Raw genomic sequence first — 20,848 nt, forward strand, 5'->3', positions numbered from 1 at the left:
CATTTTGCCACCGCGCTGATACCGGAAAAATTGGAGGCCACATCACCCAGACCCGGCCCCACGTTGGTAAGGGTCGCCGCCACCGCCGAGAAGGCGGTCACCTCGTTCATCCCGGTGGCGATCAATGCCAGCATGAACAACACAAACAAAATGATGTAGGCGGCAAAGAAACCCCACACCGCCTCGACGATCCGATCCGATACCGCCTTACGCCCCAGTTTGAGGGTATAGACGGCACGCGGGTGCACCAGCCGCTTCAACTCCCGTACTCCCTGCATGAACAGGATCATGAAGCGCATCACCTTGATGCCGCCACCGGTACTCCCGGCGCAACCCCCTATAAAGGAGGAGAACATCAGCATCATCGGCAGTATGGCTGGCCAGTCGGCATAACTGGTGGTGCTGTAACCCGTGGTGGTCCCCAGCGATACCGACTGGAACAGGGCATGGTTGAGTGTCTCCTGCCAGTGTTCATAGTGGTTGTGCTGCAGCAACACGGCGGCGCAGAACAGAAACAGGAACAGCTGAATCCCCAAAAATACCTTCACCTCGGGGTCACGCAGATAGCTCAGCAGGCGCACCGGTGTGTGAGTGAACACCATGAAGTGCAGACCGAAGTTAATGCTGCCGATCAACAGGAAGCACACAGTGACCAGATTGATGGCCGGGCTGTTGAAGAAGCCAATGCTGTCATCGTGGGTGGAGAAGCCACCGATGGAGAGGCTGGAGAAGGAGTGACAGATGGCGTCGAACAGCGTCATACCGGCCAGCCAGTACGCCAGGATGCAGAGCATGGTCAGCAACAGGTAGATAAACCAGAGCGCCTTGGCCGTCTCGGCGATACGCGGCGTCACCTTGGTATCCTTGACCGGCCCGGGGATCTCGGCGCGGTAGAGCTGCATGCCCCCGATGCCGAGCAGCGGCAGTATGGCGACAGCCAGCACTATGATCCCCATGCCCCCCAACCATTGAAGCAGTTGGCGGTAGAACAGAAACGCCTTGGGCAGATTGTCCAGCCCGGTCAGCACGGTCGCTCCCGTTGTCGTCAGGCCGGAGAAAGATTCGAAAAAGGCCTCCGAGACCGACATGCTTGGCACATCCCCCAGCAAAAAGGGCACGGCCCCCACACTGCCCAGCACAGTCCAGAACAGTACCACGATAAGGAAGCCCTCTTTCGAGCGCAGCTCCTTCTTGTGGTAGCGGTTGGGAAACCAGAGCAGCACACCGAGCAACAGCGCGATGAGAAAGGAGCTGACGAACTCGGCACCACCACCATCCCGATATCCAAACGCAACCATTGCAGGCAACAACATGGTCGAGCTGAATAGCGCAACCAACAGGCCAACGATGCGAATAATGCTCAGAATGTGCATTCCGGCTCCCTCTTCAGGCTAAAAGAGCGGTGGATTCTAGCTATCTAAGGAGCGAAGGGATACCCGTCCATGGGTGCGGTCGGTCAACTCCCGATCAACCTGGGCCCAAACAGAGGATTCCCACGCGACCCGCAGGGTAACGCGAGCGCCGTAATCGGCATCCAGCAACTGGCCGTGATGGTATCCGATCAGCGCCTCCACCACACCCATATCGGCATAGTCACATTGGATGAGAGAGGGAGTCTGCTGGCGCTTGATCCGGGTCTCGAGCTGCTTGAGCGCAGCCCCCACGCCCCCCCCATAGGCCTTGACCAGACCGCCAGTGCCCAGCAGCACACCGCCGTAGTAACGCACCACCACGGTGGCTATCTCACCCAGTCCGGAGCCCATCAGCTGGGCCAGCATGGGCTTGCCAGCGGTCCCTGAGGGCTCACCATCGTCGCTGAAACCGTAAACCTGACTGTCTTGTGGTGCGCCGGCAACAAAGGCCCAGCAGTGATGCCGGGCCCCGGGGTGTTGCTGCTTTATCTCGTTGACCCACGCCTTGGCGGCCTCAACCGTCGGCGTGTGCGCGAGCAGGGTGATGAAGCGGCTCTTCTTGATCTCTTCACTCACCGCCAGCGGGGCGGCCGGAATGGAGTACGCTGCCGCCATCAGAGCCCTGCTTGTCTGGTCATGTTCTCCACCCCATTGGCGTGCAACACTATGTTGTCCTCAATGCGGATGCCGCCAAACGGACGCAGCGCCTCTACCTTGTTCCAGTTAACCCGCTTGCACTGCTCGCTCTGACGCAGCGGCGCCAGCAGGCTATCGATGAAGTAGAGGCCCGGCTCTATGGTGAACACCTGGCCCACCTCCATCACCCGAGTACAGCGCAAATAGGGGAACTGCTCGGGAGCAGCCAGGTGTGTGCCACGCTCGTCCTGCATGAAGCCGCCTGCATCGTGCACCTGAAGACCCAGGAAATGACCCAGACCGTGAGGGAAGAAGACGTTGGTCACCCCGGTGTGGATCATCTCGTCTACCGACATGTCCACCAACTCGACCGTTTGCAGCAAGCGCGCCAGCCTGTGGTGCATCTGCAGATGCAACTCGCTGTAACGCCGACCCGGTTTGATCTCCTCGATGATCTCCTGCTGCTGCGCATCCAGCGCCGCGATCAGATCGGCAAACTCGCCACGGCGCCAGGCCCAGGTACGGGTGATGTCGGAGGCATAACCGTGAAAATCCACCCCGGCATCAATCAAGAAGGAGTGGCGCTCCGCATCCGGCACCCGCAAGGCAGACAAATGGGTGTAGTGAAGAATGGCCGCATTGCGGTTGATGGCGACAATATTGCCGTACGGCGCCTCATTGGCCCCCTGCCCAACCGCCTTCATGTAGGCCAGATTGATCTCAAACTCGCTCGCCCCCGCCATGAAGGAGTCCTTGGCCGCGACATGGCCACGCACCCCGATCCGGTTTGCTTCGCGCAGACACTCCAGCTCATAAGGAGTCTTGTAAGCTCGGTGATAGTGCAGATAGTTGAGCACGGATTCCGGGTTCGGCTGACCCAGCCCCAGCAACTTGGCCACCTCGAGATGGCCACCCAGATAGGCCCACTCCTGCTTGCCAGCAGGCAGGTGATCGGCAACCTGCTCCGGCCGCGTCAAGAAGTGGATATCGAAGAAGTCGACCCAGAAGGCATTGGGCAAGTCAGCCACCTTGTGCCAGAAATCCACTGGCCGGTAGAACAGCAACACCGGCTTGTTCACGCCATCCACCAGCAACCAGCAGTGGGGGTTGTCCAGCACCGGCAGCCAGGCCTTGAAGTGCGGATTCACCTTGAAGGGGTAATCCTGGTCGTCGAGGAAGATGCGGTGGGTCTGGCCGGAGTGGATGGCCAGGCCGCTGAGCCCCTGCTGTTGCAGTATGTCGCGGGTGCGATGCTGCAAGGTATCTAGGTGCTGGGCAAAAAGTTGGCTGTAGCTGCTCATGGCGTCCTGCTCCGGGAAAAATGTGATTTCAGCATAACATCAAGCGAATCAGGGCTCGAACCGTCAAGCTATCGCTTCGTGAGGTAACGCATACGTTACAAGGCTTTTGTTATGAAATAAAAACCAATCATTAACAAATAAAAAACAATTCAATACACTGCCGGTAGATACATGCAGTCAGGGACTACTCATGCACAACCTTTGCCTGTGGCAACCGGAGCAGGAGCGGATTCAACAATCCAACCTCCAGCAGTTTATGGCCGAGGTCAACCGCTTCCATGGCCTGCAGCTGCACAACTATGCCCAGCTCTACCAGTGGTCGGTGGAAAAGACGACCCGCTTCTGGCCGCTGGTGTGGCAACACTGCGGCGTCAAGGGCGAGCTGGGGGACATAGTGGCAGAAAACCGCCAGGATATGCAGCGCACCCGCTGGTTCCCCGATAGCCGCCTCAACTTCGCCGAAAACCTGCTGCGCCGTCAGGACGAGAGCCCGGCCATTATCTCCCGCATTGAAGGCAGCCCAAGCCGCACCCTGAGCTGGCATGAGCTGGCGGATCAGGTGGCCAGGCTGGCTCAGTGGCTGCGCCGCCAGGGCATAAGCAGTGGCGACGTGGTCGCCGCCTACCTGCCTAATATCCCCGAAACCGTAGTAGCCATGCTGGCAACCACCAGCCTGGGCGCTATCTGGACCTCCACCAGCCCCGACTTTGGGGAAGCCAGCGTGGTGGAGCGCTTCGGCCAGACCCGGCCGCGAGTGCTGTTTGCGGTGGACGGCTATCGCTACAACGGCAAGGCCATCGACATCCAGGCCAAGGTGGCTGGCGTAGTCAGCCAGATCGACAGCATAGAACAGACGGTGATGATCCCGCTGCTCGGCAATCCCCTGCAGCTTGGTCACGACTGGCAGCACGTGCTGGCGAGCGAGCCGGATGCTGTCCTTCGCTTCGAGCCCATGGGCTTCAACGATCCGCTCTATATCCTCTACTCGTCCGGCACCACAGGCAAGCCCAAGTGCATAGTGCACGGCATAGGCGGCACCCTGCTGCAACATCTCAAAGAGCATCAACTGCACTGCGACACCAAGCCGGGGGAGCGGATCTTCTACTTCACCACCTGCGGCTGGATGATGTGGAACTGGCTGGTGAGCGCGCTCGCCTCCGGCGCCACACTGGTGCTCTATGACGGCTCCCCCTTCTATCCGGACGGCAACGTGCTGTGGGATCTGGCGCGCGACGAGCAGGTCAGCTTGTTCGGCACCTCGGCCAAGTATCTGGATGCGCTCCACAAGCAGGGCTATGCCCCCATCAACACCCACGACTTGCCACAGCTGCGGCTGATCTGCAGTACCGGATCCGTGCTGTCGCCTGAGGGGTTTGACTACGTCTACCAGCAGATCAAAACAAATGTACAGCTGAGCTCCATCTCCGGCGGCACCGATATCTGCTCCTGCTTCGTCATCGGCAACCCGCTCAGCCCTGTTTACCGTGGCAAGAGTCAGGGGCGTGGCCTCGGTCTCGCGGTACAGGTGTTCAACGAAGCGGGCCAGCCGGTACAGGGCGAAAAGGGCGAGCTGGTCTGCACCAAGCCGTTCCCGGCCCAACCCATCGCCTTCTGGGGGGACGACAGCGGCGACAAATACCACGCCGCCTACTTCGAGCGATTCGACAACATCTGGTGCCACGGCGACTGGATCGAGCTGACCCCGACCGGCGGCATCCTGTTCTATGGCCGCTCCGACGCCACCCTCAACCCGGGGGGCGTGCGCATCGGCACCAGCGAGATCTACCGCTACGTTGAACAGCTCGACGAAGTGGAAGAGAGCATCGTCATCGGCCAACAGTGGCAGCAGGACGAGCGGGTGGTGCTGTTCGTCAAGCTAAAGGCGGGCTGCAAGCTGGACGAGCCGCTGCGCGAGCGGATCCGCCAGCAGATCAAACGACACTGTACCGCCCGCCACGTGCCCGCCCGCATCCTGCAGGTGGATGCCATCCCCCGTACCAAGTCCGGCAAAATCGTCGAACTGGCGGTGCGGGAAGTGGTGCACAACAGACCCGTCAACAACACCCATGCCCTCGCCGATCCTGAGGTACTGAGCCAGTATCGCGACCGGCCCGAACTGGCCTGTTGATACAAAACTCATATCCATTGGAGGCGCCGCAAGGCGCCTCTCTTTTGCCCGTTTTGTGATGAGGAGCTTTTACTCGAGAACTGTTAAACAAATGTTTTAAATAGGTGTTGAAAATATCTCCTTTTGGATCAATAGTGAGCCTCGCCCCCTGCTGGGGATAAAGGAGCAACACCCCCCACCGAGTGGGAACAAGGAGACACTCTCATGATCTACCAAGGCGAAACCCTGTCGGTCAGCTACCTCGAAAACGGCATTGCCGAACTGAGGTTTGATGCCCCGGGTTCAGTCAACAAGCTGGATCGCGCTACCCTGCTCTCACTGAGCGAAGCGATCGCCGCATTACAGCAACAAGCCGATTTGAAGGGCCTGATCCTCACCTCCGGCAAAGACGCCTTTATCGTCGGCGCCGACATTACCGAATTCCTGGAACTGTTCGATCTGCCGCAAGAAGATCTGCTCGGCTGGTTGAAAAAGGCCAACGACATCTTCAACGCCATCGAAGATCTGCCGGTACCGACCCTCTGTGCCATCAAGGGCCACGCCCTGGGCGGCGGCTGCGAGACCATCCTCTCCACCGATTTCCGTCTGGCTGACACCAGCGCCAAGATTGGCCTGCCCGAGACCAAACTCGGCATCATGCCGGGCTTTGGCGGCACAGTCCGTCTGCCGCGGGTGATCGGTGCCGACAACGCGCTGGAGTGGATCACCACCGGCAAGGATTACCGTGCTGATGATGCCCTCAAAGTGGGCGCCATCGATGCCGTGGTCGCACCGGACGCGCTGCACAGCGCCGCGCTGCAGATGATGAAAGACGCCATCGCGGGCAAGCTGGACTGGCAGAGCCGTCGCGCCGCAAAAAAAGCCCCGCTGCGCCTCTCCAAACTGGAAGCCATGATGAGCTTCAGCACCGCTGCGGGCATGGTTGCCGCCGTGGCGGGCAAGCACTATCCAGCCCCCATGACTGCGGTGAAAACCGTCGAAGCCGCCGCTGGCATGAGCCGTGACGAGGCTCTGGTCGTCGAGGCGCAAGGCTTTATCAAGCTGGCCAAGACCGATGTGGCCAAGGCGCTGGTCGGTATCTTCTTGAACGATCAGCACATCAAGACGCTGGCCAAGAAGGCTGCCAAGCAGGCAGCTAAGGCCACTCGCCACGCCGCCGTGCTGGGCGCCGGCATCATGGGGGGTGGCATCGCCTACCAGTCTGCCAGCAAGGGCATTCCGGCCGTAATGAAGGATATCAACGAGAAGGCGCTGGCACTGGGCATGGGCGAAGCCACCAAGCTGCTCAACGGCCAGCTCGAAAAGGGCCGCATCGACGGCATCAAGATGGGCCAGGTGCTCTCTGCCATCACCCCGACCCTGAGCTATGACAACGTCAAGCATGTGGATGTGGTGGTCGAAGCCGTGGTCGAGAACCCCAAGGTGAAGGCCGCCGTACTGGGCGAAGTGGAAGGGATCATTGGCGAAGACGCCGTGCTCGCCAGCAACACCTCCACCATTCCCATCTCCCTGCTGGCCAAGGGGCTGAAGCGCCCGCAGAACTTCTGCGGCATGCACTTCTTCAACCCGGTGCACCGCATGCCTCTGGTGGAGATCATCCGCGGCGAGCAGACTTCAGATGAAACCATCAACCGCGTGGTGGCGTATGCCGCCGCCATGGGCAAGTCCCCGGTAGTGGTCAACGACTGCCCAGGCTTCTTCGTCAACCGGGTACTGTTCCCCTACTTCTTCGGCTTCAACAAGCTGGTTGCCGATGGCGCCGACTTCGCCGCCGTCGACAAGGTGATGGAGAAGGAGTTCGGCTGGCCCATGGGCCCCGCCTACCTGCTGGACGTGGTCGGCATCGACACCGGTCACCATGCCGGTGACGTCATGGCGCAAGGCTTCCCGGCGCGCATGAGCAAGGCAGGCCGCACCGCCATCGATGTTATGTATGACGCCAGCCGCTTCGGCCAGAAGAATGGCAAGGGTTTCTACGCTTACGAGCAGGACAAGAAGGGCAAGCCGAAGAAGGTGGCCGATGTGGCCGCTTACGAGCTGCTGGCACCGATTGCCAAGCCGAAGCAGGACTTCGACAAGGAAGCCATCATAGCCCGCATGATGATCCCGATGATCAACGAGGTGGTGCTCTGTCTGGAAGAGGGCATTGTCGCCACGCCAGCCGAAGCCGACATTGCGCTGGTCTACGGTCTGGGCTTCCCTCCTTTCCGTGGTGGCGTGTTCCGCTATCTGGACACCATTGGTCTGGATCGCTACGTGGCCATGGCCGACCAGTATGCCGATTTGGGCCCGCTCTACCGCGTCAGCGACAAGCTGCGTGACATGGCCGCCCTGGGCAAAACCTTCTACTGATTGCGGAAAGGAGATCCATTCATGAAAGACGTAGTCATTGTCGACTGTATCCGGACCCCCATGGGCCGGTCCAAGGGCGGCGCCTTCCGCAACGTGCGTGCAGAAGATCTGTCCGCGCACCTGATGAGCTCCATCCTGCTGCGCAACCCCAACCTCGACCCGAACGAGATCGAGGATATCTACTGGGGCTGCGTGCAACAGACCCTGGAGCAAGGCTTCAACATCGCCCGTAACGCCGCGCTGCTGGCTGGTATTCCGAAACAGGTGGGGGCCGTCACCGTCAACCGCCTGTGCGGCTCAAGCATGCAGGCGCTGCATGACGCCTCCCGCGCCATTCAGGTAGGTGATGGGGATATCTTCATCATCGGCGGCGTCGAGCACATGGGCCACGTGCCGATGAGCCACGGCGTCGACTTCCACCCGGGCATGGCCAAGTCGGTGGCGAAAGCCTCCGGCATGATGGGGCTGACCGCCGAGATGCTGGGCAAGCTGCACGGCATCAGCCGTCAGCAGCAGGACGAGTTTGCCGCCCGCTCCCACCGCCGCGCCTATGCCGCGACCGTGGAAGGGCGCTTCGCCAGAGAGATCGTCGGTCTGGAAGGGCATGACGCCAGCGGCGCCCGCTTCTTCTACGACTACGACGAAGTGATCCGCCCGGAGACCACGGTCGAAACCCTGAGCCAGCTGCGCCCGGTGTTCGACCCGGTCAACGGCACAGTGACCGCTGGTACTTCCTCGGCCCTGTCCGACGGCGCCGCCGCCATGCTGGTGATGAGTGCGGATCGCGCCAAGGCCCTCGGCCTCACGCCCCGCGCCAAGGTGCGCGCCATGGCCATCGCCGGTTGTGATGCCGCCATCATGGGTTACGGCCCGGTGCCGGCCACCCAGAAAGCACTCAAACGTGCCGGTCTGACCGTTGGTGATATCGATCTGTTCGAGCTGAACGAGGCCTTTGCCGCCCAGTCACTGCCTTGCGTCAAGGACCTGGGGCTGCTGGACGTAGCGGAAGAGAAGGTGAACCTGAACGGCGGCGCCATTGCGCTGGGCCACCCGCTCGGCTGCTCCGGTGCGCGCATCTCCACGACTCTCATCAATCTGATGGAGGAGAAGGATGCCACCCTGGGGGTTGCCACCATGTGTATCGGTCTGGGTCAGGGCATCGCCACCGTATTCGAACGGGTGTGATGTAAACGGCTCGCCCTCACCGCGACAGTGAGGGCGAGCCAGAATACTCTCTTTTGGGGCCGACCTTGCCGGCCCGTCATTGAGTCTGTTGAGATCGCCACACGGGGTGATCTCCTGTCGTCGGAATCTGCGTGTTGGCCGTCCCGTTTGGGTCGGCCTTTTTTATTTAAATGGCGCTATATGGGCGGATAATGCCCATAACCTCACATTAGATGGGGGGCTTGCTTGCTTTTTGCTCCCCCGACAGGTTCAATCTGCACAAAAAAATGGGTGGATGCACATACATATGTCAACGAGCAAACAACTGCTGATCGTCGACGACGACCAAGAGATCCGCGAGCTGCTCAATGAATACCTGACCAGGGCGGGTTTCCAGGTATTAACGGCGGCGGAAGGAAACGAAATGCGCCAGCAGCTCGCCCTGCACAGCCCGGACCTGATTATTCTCGATATCATGATGCCAGGTGACGACGGCTTTACCCTCTGCCAACAGATACGTCGCGATTCCCAGGTACCCATCATCATGCTGACCGCCGCCTCCGATGAGGCGGACAGGGTGATCGGCCTCGAACTCGGCGCCGACGACTATATCGCCAAGCCATTCAGCCCGCGCGAGCTGCAGGCTCGCATCAAGGCGCTGCTGCGCCGCGCCGAATTCCGCCAGCCGGAAAAAGAGAAAGAACCGAGCCGCCGGTTGCGTTTTGCCGAGTGGACCCTGGACACCCTGAGCCACCAGCTGACCCACGACGATGGCAGCCTGCTGGATCTCTCCGGCAGCGATGCCCTGCTGCTCGGCATGTTCCTGCAACAGCCGGGTGTGGTACTGGATCGCGATACCATCTCCGATGCCACCCGCGGCCGCGAAAGCCTGCCGATGGAACGCGGCATAGACGTGCAGATCAGCCGTCTGCGTCAGAAGCTGGGTGACAACGGCAAGAGTCCGCGCATCATCAAAACCATCCGCGGCAGTGGCTATATGCTGATCGCAGAAGTGCACGAGATCCCATGAAGGGCAAAAAGGTAGCAACAGCATGCTGATCGGCACAAGGCGCGAGATCCCATGAGCAGCGGTTGGTTCTGGCGGACGCTGGTCCCCCGCTCCCTGTTGTCGCGAATGCTGCTGCTGTTGCTGCTCGCCATCCTGCTCTCCCAGACCATTCTGACCGGCATCTGGATGCAACAGATCCAGAAACGGGAGCTGGAGGGGATGATCAGCACCACCCGCAACCTGGCGCTGTCGGCCGCCTCTACCGTCAACTTCTTCAAGTCGCTGCCGCTGCAGTACCGCCACATCGCACTGGATCAGCTGCGCAACATGGGGGGCAGTCGCTTCTTCGTGTCACTCAACGAGGAAGAGATCCACATCAGCGCCATCCCCGACAGTGAGCGCAAAACGCTGGTGCTGAAAGAGGTGCAGGGGGTGCTGACCCGCAAGCTCTCCGATGCCATGGCCATCAAGGTGGACTTCTCCCGCCCGGAAGAGCTGCACGTCTTCAACAACGACACCCTGCTGGCGGATCTGCCCTCCTCCTGGGCCCGCTATACGCTGTCGCTGGAGCCGCTCAACCCGCCCGTGCTGGTGACCCAGATCGAGATAGAGCCCGGTGAGTGGCTCTATCTGGCGGCTCTGCTGCCCGCCCCCTACATGACCCTCGACGATACCGTCATGCCGAGTAATCAGGTGCGTTTCATCGCCCTGATGACGGTGTTCCTCTGTTTCTTCACCTTCATGCTGGTGCGCTGGCAGACCCGCCCGCTGCGCCGCCTCGCCAAGGCCGCCGTTAATCTCGGCAAGGATATCGACCAACCCTCCCTCAAGGAGGAGGGCGCCTCCGAAATCGTGGCGGCCACTCGCGCCTTCAACATCATGCAACACCGCATCCGCCGCTATATCGATGATCGGGAGCGGCTGTTCAGCTCCATCTCCCACGATCTCAAGACCCCCATCACCCGGCTGCGGCTGCGGGTCGAACTGCTCGATGACGAGGTGCAGATCAGCAAGTTCAACAAGGATCTCGACGAGCTGGAGCTGATGGTAAAAGGGGCGCTGCAGACGGTAAAAGAGACAGATATCCACGAGAACATCGAAGAGATCGATATCAATGCCCTGCTGGAGCAGATGGCCGAGTCGATGAACCTGCACGACGAGCGACTGACTATCGAGGGGCACTGCAAGTGGCCCTATCGCGGCAAGTTGCTGGCCCTCAAGCGCTGTATCGGCAATCTGGTGGACAACGGCATCAAGTACGGCCAAAAGGTGCGCATCATCCTCATGGACGACGAAGAGATGCTGATCCTGTTCATCATGGATGAGGGGCCAGGCCTGCCGGACGATCAGTTCGAGCGCATCTTCGAGCCTTATTACCGGCTCAGCACGGATCTGGCCGGTTCCGGCCTTGGTCTGGGCATAGCCCGCAACATAGCCCACGCCCACGGCGGCGATCTGGTGCTGGAAAATCGCCCGCAAGGTGGCCTGCAAGCCACGCTATCTCTACCAAGGCAGTAACCTTATGAAGTGGTTGTCTTTTTCTGTCATCGCCCTGTTATCACTACCGGTGAGCGCCTCCCAAGTGGAGGTGCTGCACTGGTGGACATCCGGCGGCGAAGCCAACGCGGTGGAAGTGCTCAAATCGGAGTGGACCGAGCAAGGCAACCAGTGGAACGACTTCGCAGTGCAGGGCGGCGGCGGCAAGAGCGCCATGACGGTATTGAAAAGCCGGGCGCTGGCAGCCAATCCGCCGGAGGCGGCACACCTCAAGGGCTATGAGCTGAGGGAGTGGGCCGGGCTCGGCTTCCTGCGCGACCTCAGCCCCATGGCCGAACACCTCGGCTGGTACACCAAAATGCCCTCCATGGTGCGGGAAACCCTCAGCCAGAATGGCGCCCTGATGGCGGTGCCCACCGGTATCCACCGGGTCAACTGGCTGTGGCTCAACCGCAAGTTGTTCGACGAGCAGGGGCTGACGCCGCCCACCGACTGGAACCAGTTCGTGGCCGTGGCCGAACGGCTCAAGGCGCAAAACATCACACCGCTCGCCATCGGTAACGAGCCCTGGCAACTGGCGGTATTGTTCGAAACGGTGGCGCTGGGCGAGGGCGGCAAAGAGTTCTATCGCAAGGCGTTTCTCGAACAAGACAGCGCGACCCTGACCGGTCCCGACATGGTGCGAGTGCTGACGCGCTTCCAGCAACTGCGCGCCTACGTGCCGCAAAAATACGCCGGTTTGAAATGGCATCAGGCCACCAATCTGCTGGAGAGCGGTGGCGCTGCCATGCAAGTGATGGGCGACTGGGTGAAGGGAGAGCTGAGCGCTGGCAACTACCGGCCGGGTGAGGTTATCGCCTGCCTGCCGAGCCCGGGCAGTGCCGGGCTGTTTAGCTATAACCTGGACTCCATCGCCATGTTCAAACAGCGGGATCCCGCCCAGCTACAGGCGCAGGGCGATCTGGCTCAGCTACTGATGACGCCGAAATTTCAGGAGGCGTTCAACCGGGTGAAAGGCTCAATCCCGGCGCTGACCAACCCTGATATGAGCAAGTTCGACCGCTGCGCCGTTCACTCTTATCAGGATTTCCTGCTCGCGGAAAAACAGGGCAACCTGCTGCCCAGCATGGCGGAAGGAATGGCAACGCCGACCAATATGCGCCAGGCAATCCTCGATGTGCTGAGCAACTTCTTCAACGACCCCAACGCCAATCCGGAGCAGACGGCGCTGCGTCTGGAGCGGGCCATGCGCTCGACCCGCTAGTCCCTTTCCCTACGGCCAGAAACGACAAAGGCGGATGATGCATCCGCCTTTGTCGTTGTGGGAGAAATCCGGGAGCTAAGTGTTGTCGTTCTCGTCCTCATCTTCGTCGTAGTAATCGCTGAGCTCGATCCAGAGCCCCAGTCCGATCATCACCATGGAACCGAACCAGGTACCAGTGTTACCGATCGGGCTGCCCATCACTATCATGGCAAAAGCCAAGAACCCCATGCCTGCGTAGGCTTGCAATCTGCCGTAGGAGACCTGCATATTCACACCTCCTTGTCGAATATGGTTCAATTTTTATATTACTCACAAGACGGGGACTAGATAGGGCCAGATAACACTTTGGTTACATATGCTGCTTCCTGACCCGGTTATTTGATTATTTTTTCGCCGTGAGTATCATTGGCAGCTGAATTGGTTGAAGGTTAATTATTGATGAGTGCTTTATTCTGCGACGCAACTCACGAGTTGGACGCAATCGGGCTTCGTTGCCCCGAGCCTGTGATGATGGTGCGTAAAAAAGTGCGGCTGATGGCACAAGGGGAAACCCTGCTGGTCAGCGCCGACGATCCCTCAACCACCCGCGACATCCCCAGTTTCTGCCGCTTCATGGATCACACCCTGATCGCCAGCGAGACAGAGCAGACCCCCTACCGCTATCTGATCCGCAAGGGTCAATAAGCCCAGTTTCGGAGCAAACATGACAGCCATTACCCGAGTCGGCACCACCCAGCGTTGGTCAGACGTGGTCATTCACAACGGCACCCTCTATGTGGTGGAAGTCCCCGTGAGCGAAGAGGCCGACATTCACCAGCAGACCCGCGAAGTGCTGACCAGCCTGCAGCGCCTGCTGGAAACCAATGGCTCCGGGGTCGACAAGATCCTGATGGCCAACATCTATCTCAAGGACATTGCGGACATCACCGCCTTCAACGAGCAGTGGGATACCTGGATCCCGGCGGGTACCGCACCGGTTCGCGCCTGCGTACAGGCCCGCCTGGCCCACGACGGCTACAAGGTTGAAATCCAGCTGACTGCGGCCGTCTAAACCGCGCGATGCTATACCGTGACCGATGGCTGAAGGAGTTGCGAGATCCGGGTCTGTTCCTTCTCCCGCAAGGGGAGAAGGGAGCAAAGAACAGGGCGCCACTGCTCGCAACGGCATCAATAAAAAGGCCCCGCCATCACTGGCGGGGCCTTTTCGTTACCAAAACCTGGACGACTTAAGCAGTCGGGGTCAGGGTAATGGTCACGCGACGGTTCTGGGCCTTGCCAGCAGCAGTGCTGTTGGTGGCAACCGGCTGATCCGGGCCCACACCTGTGGTGGTGATACGGCTGCCGCTCACACCCTGACCAATCAGCTGCGCTGCAACGGCGTCGGCGCGCTGGGCGGAGAGCCTCATGTTCAGATCGCGGGAGCCTGTGCTGTCGGTGTGACCAACCACGTTCAGGCGGGTCTTGTTGAACTCGGCAACTACCATGGCCACGCCGGACAGAGTATTGGTACCAGCCGCTTTCAGCTGGGCGCTGGAGCTGTCGAAGGTGACGTTGTTCGGCATGTTGAGGATCAGCTCGTCGCCATTGCGGGTCACGCTGACACCAGTGCCCTGCAGCTTCTCGCGCAGCTTGGCTTCCTGCACATCCATGTAGTAACCGATACCGCCACCCAGGGCGGCACCGGCGGCCACACCTGTCAGAATCCCCTTCTTGCGATCACCCTTGCTGGAGGAGAGCGCCCCCACGGCGGCGCCCGTCGCAGCGCCAGCCAGTGCCCCCCAGGCACCCTTGGAGGTCTGGGATTCACCGGTATAGGGATTGGTAGTACAACCGGTCAGGGCGACAGCGGGAACCAGAGTCTTGAAATGCATGAAAAAAAACCTCAAAAACAACACGATAAATTAAAGGGCGGCATTCTACCCCAGAGGTGTGCCAAGGTGTGACGTCAGAAGCAAGAGAGTCACCCAAGGCAGAAAAAAGCAGTATCGACCATTGAACTGGATCGCCCCTGAACCAGCGGGAAAAACCCGATAAAGACACCGGAGTTGTGATGAAAGGCAGGCCGTAGTGTGGCTCCATTGACTACTATTGAACCCACTATCAATAAGGCATCAGAGGGTTCCATGTCTTCACTGCTTCGAAATCTTTCGATCCGGCATCTGCTGCTGGGAGCGAGTCTCATCATCTTGCTGACCATGGTGCTGAGCAACATCTGGCGCAGTACCCTGACCAGCCAGCTCGGCCTGTTACCGGGGGAAGTCATCAAGATCACCAATGTGCAGATAGCGCTGCAGGAGCTGCGCTACCACACCACCCAGGTACAACAATTCCTCACCGATGCGGCCGTGTCCGGGGAGCAGGACTCCATCAGTGAAGCAGAACAGCATGCACAGGCAGCTCGTCAGCAGCTCGACACCCTGCCCCAGCTGCAAAGCATTCTGTCACCCCAGCTGGCGCGCCAGCTGGAAGTGGGCAAGCGGATGGTCGATGCCTACCTCAAAGAGGGACGCGAAGCGGGCAACCGCCTGATGAAGGAACCGGATCAGGGGTTCGATGCCTTGACCGGCAACATCGCCAGCACGGTCGAACAGGCGCTCGAGCAGCAGCGGCAACAACTACAGCAACAGGAGCTGGCTATCGAAAACCAGAACCATGCCCTGCAGAGTCAGGACATGACACTGCTGGCCGTCAGCCTGGCCGTTATCCTGCTGATGCTGCTGCTGATCCACCTCAAAACCGTCAAGCCACTGCAGCAGTTGATGACACAGCTGGTCGAGCTGGCCAATCGCAGCCACAACCTCACCTTCCGGTTGCACATTCAGGGGCAGGATGAATTTGCCTATCTGGCCAGGGTGTTCAACCGCTTCCTCGATAATATCGACGGCCTGATTGGCTCGGTGCAGCAGGTTTCCCACAAGACCCATGAAAAGATGGCACTGCTGATGGATCACTCCGGCAGCACCTTCAACAGCATGCAGCAAGCCCAGCAAAACACCGACATGCTGGCGACGGCCATCAACGAAATGACCGCAACCGTCCACAACATCGAGCACAACACCGAGCAGGCCAGTCAGGATACCCTGCTCACCCAACAGCAAGCCCACGATGGCCAGCAACAGGTGAGCCAGACCATCGCCCTCATCCGCCAGGTCGCCGACCATATCGAGCAATCCGCCGGTGAAGTAACCCTGCTGGATCAGGAGAGCACCCAGATAGGCAACATACTGCAGGTCATTCGCACCATCTCGGAACAGACCAACCTGCTGGCACTCAACGCCGCCATCGAGGCAGCCCGTGCCGGCGAGCAGGGGCGCGGCTTTGCGGTCGTGGCTGACGAGGTACGCCAGCTGGCTATCCGTACCCAGGCGGCTACCGTCGATATCCAGCAGCGGATCGAGGCGCTGCAGAACAATACCCGCCACGCGGTCAACACCATGCATACCACCCGCAATGTGAGCGAACAGGCGGTCAATCAAGCGGCCGGCACCGGTGAGACTCTGAACGCCATCGTCGAGGCAATCACCCGGGTTGCCGATATGAATGGCCAGATCGCCACCGCAGCAGAACAACAGGCCAAGGTGACCGAAGAGACCAACCGCAACGTCATGCTGGTCGCCAACATCGCCCGCGAATGTCTGGACCTCTCGCACGAGAGCCGCACCCATACCCGGGATCTCAACCAAGCGAACGAGGAGATTCGTCTTGTCAGCGATCAGTTCGAAGTCAGCTCGAGCCCCCTCAATGGTCGCGAGCACGACCCGCAGCACTGGAACGACTCCTTCATGGTCAATGTGCCGAGCGTGGATCGCCAACATCAGGGGCTGTTCGAGGCAATAAACCGCTTCTACCACGCCATCCGTGACAACAGCTCACCCCAGCAGTGCAAACAGCGGCTGGACGAACTGCTCAAGCTGGCAACCCAGCACGTTGCCGATGAGGAGAAAAGCATGGAGCAGGCCTGCTACCCCGAACTGCAACGCCACAAGTAGTAGGATGTCAGGCTGTTGGCCGCGCAGGGAGCCCGGATCCGCCGCCAAGGTGGCGACGAACAGGAGCGCAACAGGGAGCTGATCATCTTCCTCAAGAACGGGCTGCTCGATCGCATCTTCAGGGTGGGCACGCAGGAGAGCGCCTGCATGATCAAGGCGGGGATGGCATAAGCGCCCCCTCACCACGCTAGCGGCGTCAGCCAATGCCAGTCAGCAATGGACTGGCATTTTTGTTGGCGGGATTAATGGGGGGAGTGCTGGCACTCGACATGGCAAGGACAGCTGACCAGATGATCGTTCACCATCCCCACTGCCTGCATAAAGGCGTAACAGATGGTGCTGCCGACGAAGTTGAAGCCGAGCTTCTTGAGCGCCTTGGACATGGCATCTGACTCCTTTGATGTGGCCGGAATATCACCGTTGCCCTGACGCTGGTTGACCATGGGAGTACCACCGACAAAGCCCCACAGGTAACCGGCAAAGTCGACGCCTTCGGCCTCCAGCGCCAGATAGGCGCGGGCATTTCTGATGATCGACTGCACCTTGAGCCGGTTACGGATAATGCCGGTGTCCTGCATCAATCTCTCCACATCCTGCTCGTCGAACCGGGCGATCAGCACAGGATCAAAGTCAGCATAGGCGCGGTAGTAGCTCGCGGTGCGCTTGAGGATGGTGATCCACGACAGCCCCGCCTGCTGACCATCGAGGCAGAGCTTGGCAAACAGCTCGCGGGCGTCATACACCGGCCTGCCCCACTGTTTGTCATGATATTCAATGTATTCCGGGTCTTTGGTCACCCATGCGCAGCGCAGTTCCATTTCCTCTCCCTTGTGATTTCAGCGGTTTCCCTGACCCTGCCCACTCAGCAGGCGGCACTGCTCACATCATATACCGGACATCCCGCCCGACCAGCCAGGGCGCAGCGCAATCCCTGAATCCCCTGCAATTTCGCCTATTATCCGACCATGCCAGACGGTATACTCCCTCGGTTCACATTCAGCAAATCTTGCTCTGATTTTCATTTCGCGCGAAAAAAATTATGCAAAAATTCGATGTCAAAACCTTTCAGGGCCTGATCCTGCAGCTGCAGGACTACTGGTCCCGCCAGGGCTGTACCATTATTCAGCCGCTGGATATGGAAGTGGGTGCCGGTACTTCCCACCCCATGACCTGTCTGCGTGCCCTGGGCCCGGAGCCCATCGCCTGCGCTTACGTGCAACCGTCCCGCCGTCCGACTGACGGCCGCTACGGTGAAAACCCGAACCGCCTGCAGCACTACTACCAGTTCCAGGTGATCATCAAGCCTTCCCCCGACAACATTCAGGAACTCTATCTGGGCTCCCTGAAAGAGCTGGGTATGGATCCCGAGATCCACGACATCCGCTTCGTGGAAGACAACTGGGAAAACCCGACGCTGGGTGCCTGGGGTCTGGGTTGGGAAGTGTGGCTCAACGGCATGGAAGTGACTCAGTTCACCTACTTCCAGCAGGTTGGCGGCCTCGAGTGCAAGCCGGTCACCGGCGAGATCACCTACGGTCTCGAGCGTCTGGCCATGTACATTCAGGGCGTGGACAGCGTCTACGATCTGGTCTGGTCTGACGGCCCGCTGGGCAAGACCACCTACGGCGACGTGTTCCACCAGAACGAAGTGGAGCAATCCACCTACAACTTCGAACACGCCGATGTGGAGTTCCTGTTCCACTGCTTCGAGCAGTACGAGAAGGAAGCCCAGAACCTGCTGGCACTGGAAAAACCGCTGCCGCTGCCTGCCTACGAGCGCATCCTCAAAGCCGCTCACTCCTTCAACCTGCTGGATGCCCGCAAGGCCATCTCGGTCACCGAGCGTCAGCGCTACATACTGCGCATTCGCACCCTGACCAAGGCCGTGGCAGAGGCATACTACGCCTCCCGCGAAGCGCTGGGCTTCCCTATGTGCCAGCGTAGCGACGACATGCGTGAGCGCAGTGAGAACAAGCAAGGTTAAGGAACGGACATGGCACAACATACATTTCTGGTAGAGATCGGTACGGCTGAGCTGCCGCCCAAAGCCCTGCGCTCCCTGGCCGAAGCCTTTGCCGACAACTTCAAAGCTGAGCTGACCAAGGCCGATCTGGCCTTCGGCGGTGTCGAGTGGTTTGCCTCACCGCGCCGTCTGGCACTGAAGGTGAGCGAGCTGGCTGGCGAGCAGCCGAGCAAGAGCGTCGAGAAGCGCGGCCCGGCCGTCTCTCAGGCGTTCGATGCTGAAGGCAAGCCGACCAAGGCTGCCGAAGGCTGGGCCCGTGGCAACGGCATCACTGTTGCTCAAGCCGAGCGTCTGGTCACCGACAAGGGTGAGTGGCTGGTTCACACCGCCAAGGTCGAAGGCCGTCCGGCTAAAGAATTGCTGGGTGAGCTGGTTGCTGCTGCACTGGCCAAGCTGCCCATCCCGAAAATGATGCGCTGGGGCGACAAGACCATCCAGTTCGTGCGTCCGGTGTTCACCGTGACCCTGCTGCTGGATGGGGATCTGGTTCCCGCCACCATTCTGGGTATCGACTCTGCCCGCACCATTCGTGGTCACCGCTTTATGGGCGAGCCCGAGTTCACCATCGACAACACCAGCCAGTACCCGCAGATCCTGCTGGAAAAAGGCAAAGTGGTTGCCGACTTCATGGCGCGTAAGGCCAAGATCAAGGCTGACGCCGAAGCGGCCGCTGCCGCCTTCGGTGGCGTTGCCGATCTGGACGATGCCCTGCTGGAAGAGGTCACCGCACTGGTCGAGTGGCCGGTGGTGCTGACCGCCAACTTTGAAGAGAAGTTCCTGGCCGTTCCCGCCGAAGCGCTGGTGCACACCATGAAGGGTGACCAGAAGTACTTCCCGGTCTACGACAAGAACGGCAAGCTGCTGCCGAAGTTCATCTTCGTCACCAACATCGAGTCGAAAGACCCGAGCCAGATCATCAGCGGCAACGAGAAGGTGGTGCGCCCCCGTCTCTCTGACGCCGAGTTCTTCTTCAAGACCGACCTCAAGCAAACCCTGGCCTCCCGCCTGCCGCGCCTTGAAACCGTGCTGTTCCAGCAACAGCTGGGCACCGTCAAGGCCAAGGTCGAGCGCATCGAGACCGTCGCCGGCTTTATCGCCGAGCGTATCGGCGCCGATGTGACTCAGGCCAAGCGTGCCGGTCTGCTCTCCAAGTGTGATCTGATGACCAACATGGTCGGCGAGTTCGCCAGCACCCAGGGTGTCATGGGGATGCACTACGCCCGTCACGATGGCGAAGACGAAGTGGTGGCCGTGGCCCTCAACGAGCAGTACATGCCGCGCTTCGCCGGTGATGCACTGCCGTCCGCTCTGGAAGCCTGCGCCGTCGCGCTGGCCGACAAGCTCGACACCCTGGCCGGTATCTTCGGCATCGGCATGCTGCCCAAAGGTGACAAAGACCCGTTCGCCCTGCGTCGCGCCGCCATCGGTGCCCTGCGCATCATGACCGAGAAGCAGCTGGACTTGGATCTGGTTGAACTGGTTGAAGAAGCGGTACGCGTCTACGGCGACAAGCTGACCAACAACACCGTCGTCACCGACGTGGTCGACTTTATGCTGGGGCGCTTTCGCGCCGCCTATCAGGACGAAGGCATCGGTGCCGACGTGGTGCTGGCCGTGCTGGCCCGCCGCCCGACCCGTCCGCTCGACTTCGATCGTCGCGTCAAGGCCGTCAGCCACTTCCGCACTCTGGATGCCGCACTGGCACTGGCTGCCGCCAACAAGCGCGTGAGCAACATTCTGGCCAAGGTCGAAGGCGAGTTGCCGACTGCCGTCAAACCGGAACTGCTGGTCGATGCCGCCGAGAAAGCGCTGGCCACCCAGGTTGCTGCCCTGCAAGGCGAACTGGCCCCGCTGTTCGCGGCCGGTGACTATCAGGCTGCCCTCACCCGTCTGGCCGCCCTGCGCGAGCCGGTCGATACCTTCTTCAACGAGGTGATGGTGATGGCCGACGACGAAGCCCTCAAGGCCAACCGTCTGGCACTGCTGAACAACCTGCGTAACCTGTTCCTGCAAGTCGCGGATATCTCCCTGCTGCAGTGATTAGGGTTGAGTAAGTGATATTAAAAACGGCAC

General features: G+C 60.1%; 18 protein-coding genes (1 of these 18 running past the window's edge). 12 read left to right on the top strand and 6 right to left on the bottom strand.

Translation table 11 applies throughout. From position 1 onward, the window contains the following. The 3 genes in view from WJM78_RS22140 to pepQ are tightly spaced (at most 36 nt apart) and all read right to left on the bottom strand, a layout consistent with a single transcriptional unit that may run on beyond the window. Positions 1 to 1,373 carry the 5' portion of a TrkH family potassium uptake protein gene (locus tag WJM78_RS22140; RefSeq protein ID WP_339012167.1) on the bottom strand. The gene continues 85 nt to the left of window position 1, outside the view, so only the first 1,373 of its 1,458 coding nucleotides appear in the window; it begins with the start codon at positions 1,371 to 1,373; the stop codon falls past the left edge of the window. A 36-nt stretch (positions 1,374 to 1,409) separates the two neighbouring features. After that, complete coding sequence (locus WJM78_RS22145; RefSeq protein ID WP_042036113.1) at positions 1,410 to 2,027, bottom strand: IMPACT family protein; 618 nt, start codon at positions 2,025 to 2,027, stop codon at positions 1,410 to 1,412. Beyond that, the gene (pepQ, locus tag WJM78_RS22150) at positions 2,027 to 3,349 is read right to left on the bottom strand and encodes a Xaa-Pro dipeptidase (RefSeq protein WP_339012169.1); all 1,323 of its coding nucleotides are present in this window, start codon (positions 3,347 to 3,349) and stop codon (positions 2,027 to 2,029) included. The genes WJM78_RS22145 and pepQ overlap by 1 nt, the downstream gene beginning before the upstream one ends. 190 nt (positions 3,350 to 3,539) lie before the next feature. On the opposite strand from pepQ, the gene WJM78_RS22155 reads away from it, so the two are divergent. The 6 genes from WJM78_RS22155 to WJM78_RS22180 all read left to right on the top strand — a co-directional run bounded on the left by WJM78_RS22155 (position 3,540) and on the right by WJM78_RS22180 (position 12,763). Further along, positions 3,540 to 5,477 carry an acetoacetate--CoA ligase gene (locus tag WJM78_RS22155; protein WP_339012172.1) on the top strand — a complete coding sequence of 646 codons (1,938 nt, stop codon included), beginning with the start codon at positions 3,540 to 3,542 and terminating at the stop codon, positions 5,475 to 5,477. 204 nt (positions 5,478 to 5,681) lie between these two features. Then, positions 5,682 to 7,829 carry a fatty acid oxidation complex subunit alpha FadB gene (gene fadB, locus WJM78_RS22160; RefSeq protein WP_339012174.1) on the top strand — a complete coding sequence of 716 codons (2,148 nt, stop codon included), beginning with the start codon at positions 5,682 to 5,684 and terminating at the stop codon, positions 7,827 to 7,829. Positions 7,830 to 7,850: 21 nt separating this feature from the next. Continuing rightward, the gene (gene fadA / locus WJM78_RS22165) at positions 7,851 to 9,014 is read left to right on the top strand and encodes an acetyl-CoA C-acyltransferase FadA (RefSeq protein ID WP_287146956.1); all 1,164 of its coding nucleotides are present in this window, start codon (positions 7,851 to 7,853) and stop codon (positions 9,012 to 9,014) included. Between the two features lie 286 nt (positions 9,015 to 9,300). Beyond that, the gene (locus WJM78_RS22170) at positions 9,301 to 10,023 is read left to right on the top strand and encodes a response regulator (RefSeq protein WP_005320571.1); all 723 of its coding nucleotides are present in this window, start codon (positions 9,301 to 9,303) and stop codon (positions 10,021 to 10,023) included. Between the two features lie 51 nt (positions 10,024 to 10,074). Beyond that, complete coding sequence (locus tag WJM78_RS22175) at positions 10,075 to 11,520, top strand: ATP-binding protein (protein WP_042036106.1); 1,446 nt, start codon at positions 10,075 to 10,077, stop codon at positions 11,518 to 11,520. Positions 11,521 to 11,524: 4 nt separating this feature from the next. Next, positions 11,525 to 12,763, top strand: a complete 1,239-nt coding sequence (locus WJM78_RS22180) for an ABC transporter substrate-binding protein (RefSeq protein ID WP_339012181.1) — start codon at positions 11,525 to 11,527, stop codon at positions 12,761 to 12,763. A gap of 75 nt (positions 12,764 to 12,838) precedes the next feature. On the opposite strand, the gene WJM78_RS22185 is transcribed toward WJM78_RS22180, so the two are convergent. After that, a complete protein-coding gene (locus WJM78_RS22185) occupies positions 12,839 to 13,030 on the bottom strand; it encodes a hypothetical protein (protein ID WP_042036104.1) in 192 nt (63 codons plus the stop codon). 171 nt (positions 13,031 to 13,201) lie between these two features. On the opposite strand from WJM78_RS22185, the gene tusA reads away from it, so the two are divergent. Together tusA and WJM78_RS22195 are read left to right on the top strand one after the other, a co-directional pair. Beyond that, a complete protein-coding gene (gene tusA, locus WJM78_RS22190; protein ID WP_108536594.1) occupies positions 13,202 to 13,447 on the top strand; it encodes a sulfurtransferase TusA in 246 nt (81 codons plus the stop codon). A gap of 19 nt (positions 13,448 to 13,466) precedes the next feature. After that, positions 13,467 to 13,814, top strand: a complete 348-nt coding sequence (locus tag WJM78_RS22195; RefSeq protein WP_339012185.1) for a RidA family protein — start codon at positions 13,467 to 13,469, stop codon at positions 13,812 to 13,814. A 175-nt stretch (positions 13,815 to 13,989) separates the two neighbouring features. On the opposite strand, the gene WJM78_RS22200 is transcribed toward WJM78_RS22195, so the two are convergent. After that, a complete protein-coding gene (locus WJM78_RS22200) occupies positions 13,990 to 14,634 on the bottom strand; it encodes an OmpA family lipoprotein (protein ID WP_339012188.1) in 645 nt (214 codons plus the stop codon). 252 nt (positions 14,635 to 14,886) lie between these two features. Between WJM78_RS22200 and WJM78_RS22205 the strand changes: the two genes are divergently transcribed. Together WJM78_RS22205 and WJM78_RS22210 are read left to right on the top strand one after the other, a co-directional pair. Next, entirely contained in the window at positions 14,887 to 16,752 is a 1,866-nt protein-coding gene (locus tag WJM78_RS22205) for a methyl-accepting chemotaxis protein (protein WP_339012191.1), read from the top strand. Between the two features lie 15 nt (positions 16,753 to 16,767). Further along, positions 16,768 to 16,923, top strand: coding sequence for a hypothetical protein (locus WJM78_RS22210; RefSeq protein WP_258224658.1), 156 nt, complete (start codon positions 16,768 to 16,770; stop codon positions 16,921 to 16,923). A gap of 71 nt (positions 16,924 to 16,994) precedes the next feature. Here WJM78_RS22210 and WJM78_RS22215 read toward each other — a convergent pair whose 3' ends face one another. After that, positions 16,995 to 17,570, bottom strand: a complete 576-nt coding sequence (locus WJM78_RS22215; RefSeq protein ID WP_339012197.1) for a DNA-3-methyladenine glycosylase I — start codon at positions 17,568 to 17,570, stop codon at positions 16,995 to 16,997. A 221-nt stretch (positions 17,571 to 17,791) separates the two neighbouring features. On the opposite strand from WJM78_RS22215, the gene glyQ reads away from it, so the two are divergent. Together glyQ and glyS are read left to right on the top strand one after the other, a co-directional pair. After that, positions 17,792 to 18,736, top strand: coding sequence for a glycine--tRNA ligase subunit alpha (gene glyQ, locus WJM78_RS22220; protein ID WP_005307400.1), 945 nt, complete (start codon positions 17,792 to 17,794; stop codon positions 18,734 to 18,736). Positions 18,737 to 18,745: 9 nt separating this feature from the next. Beyond that, complete coding sequence (glyS, locus tag WJM78_RS22225; RefSeq protein ID WP_339012202.1) at positions 18,746 to 20,815, top strand: glycine--tRNA ligase subunit beta; 2,070 nt, start codon at positions 18,746 to 18,748, stop codon at positions 20,813 to 20,815. Positions 20,816 to 20,848 lie beyond the last annotated feature (33 nt).

The sequence above is a fragment of the Aeromonas popoffii genome (assembly GCF_037818705.1).
GTDB classification, from domain to species: Bacteria; Pseudomonadota; Gammaproteobacteria; order Enterobacterales; family Aeromonadaceae; genus Aeromonas; species Aeromonas popoffii.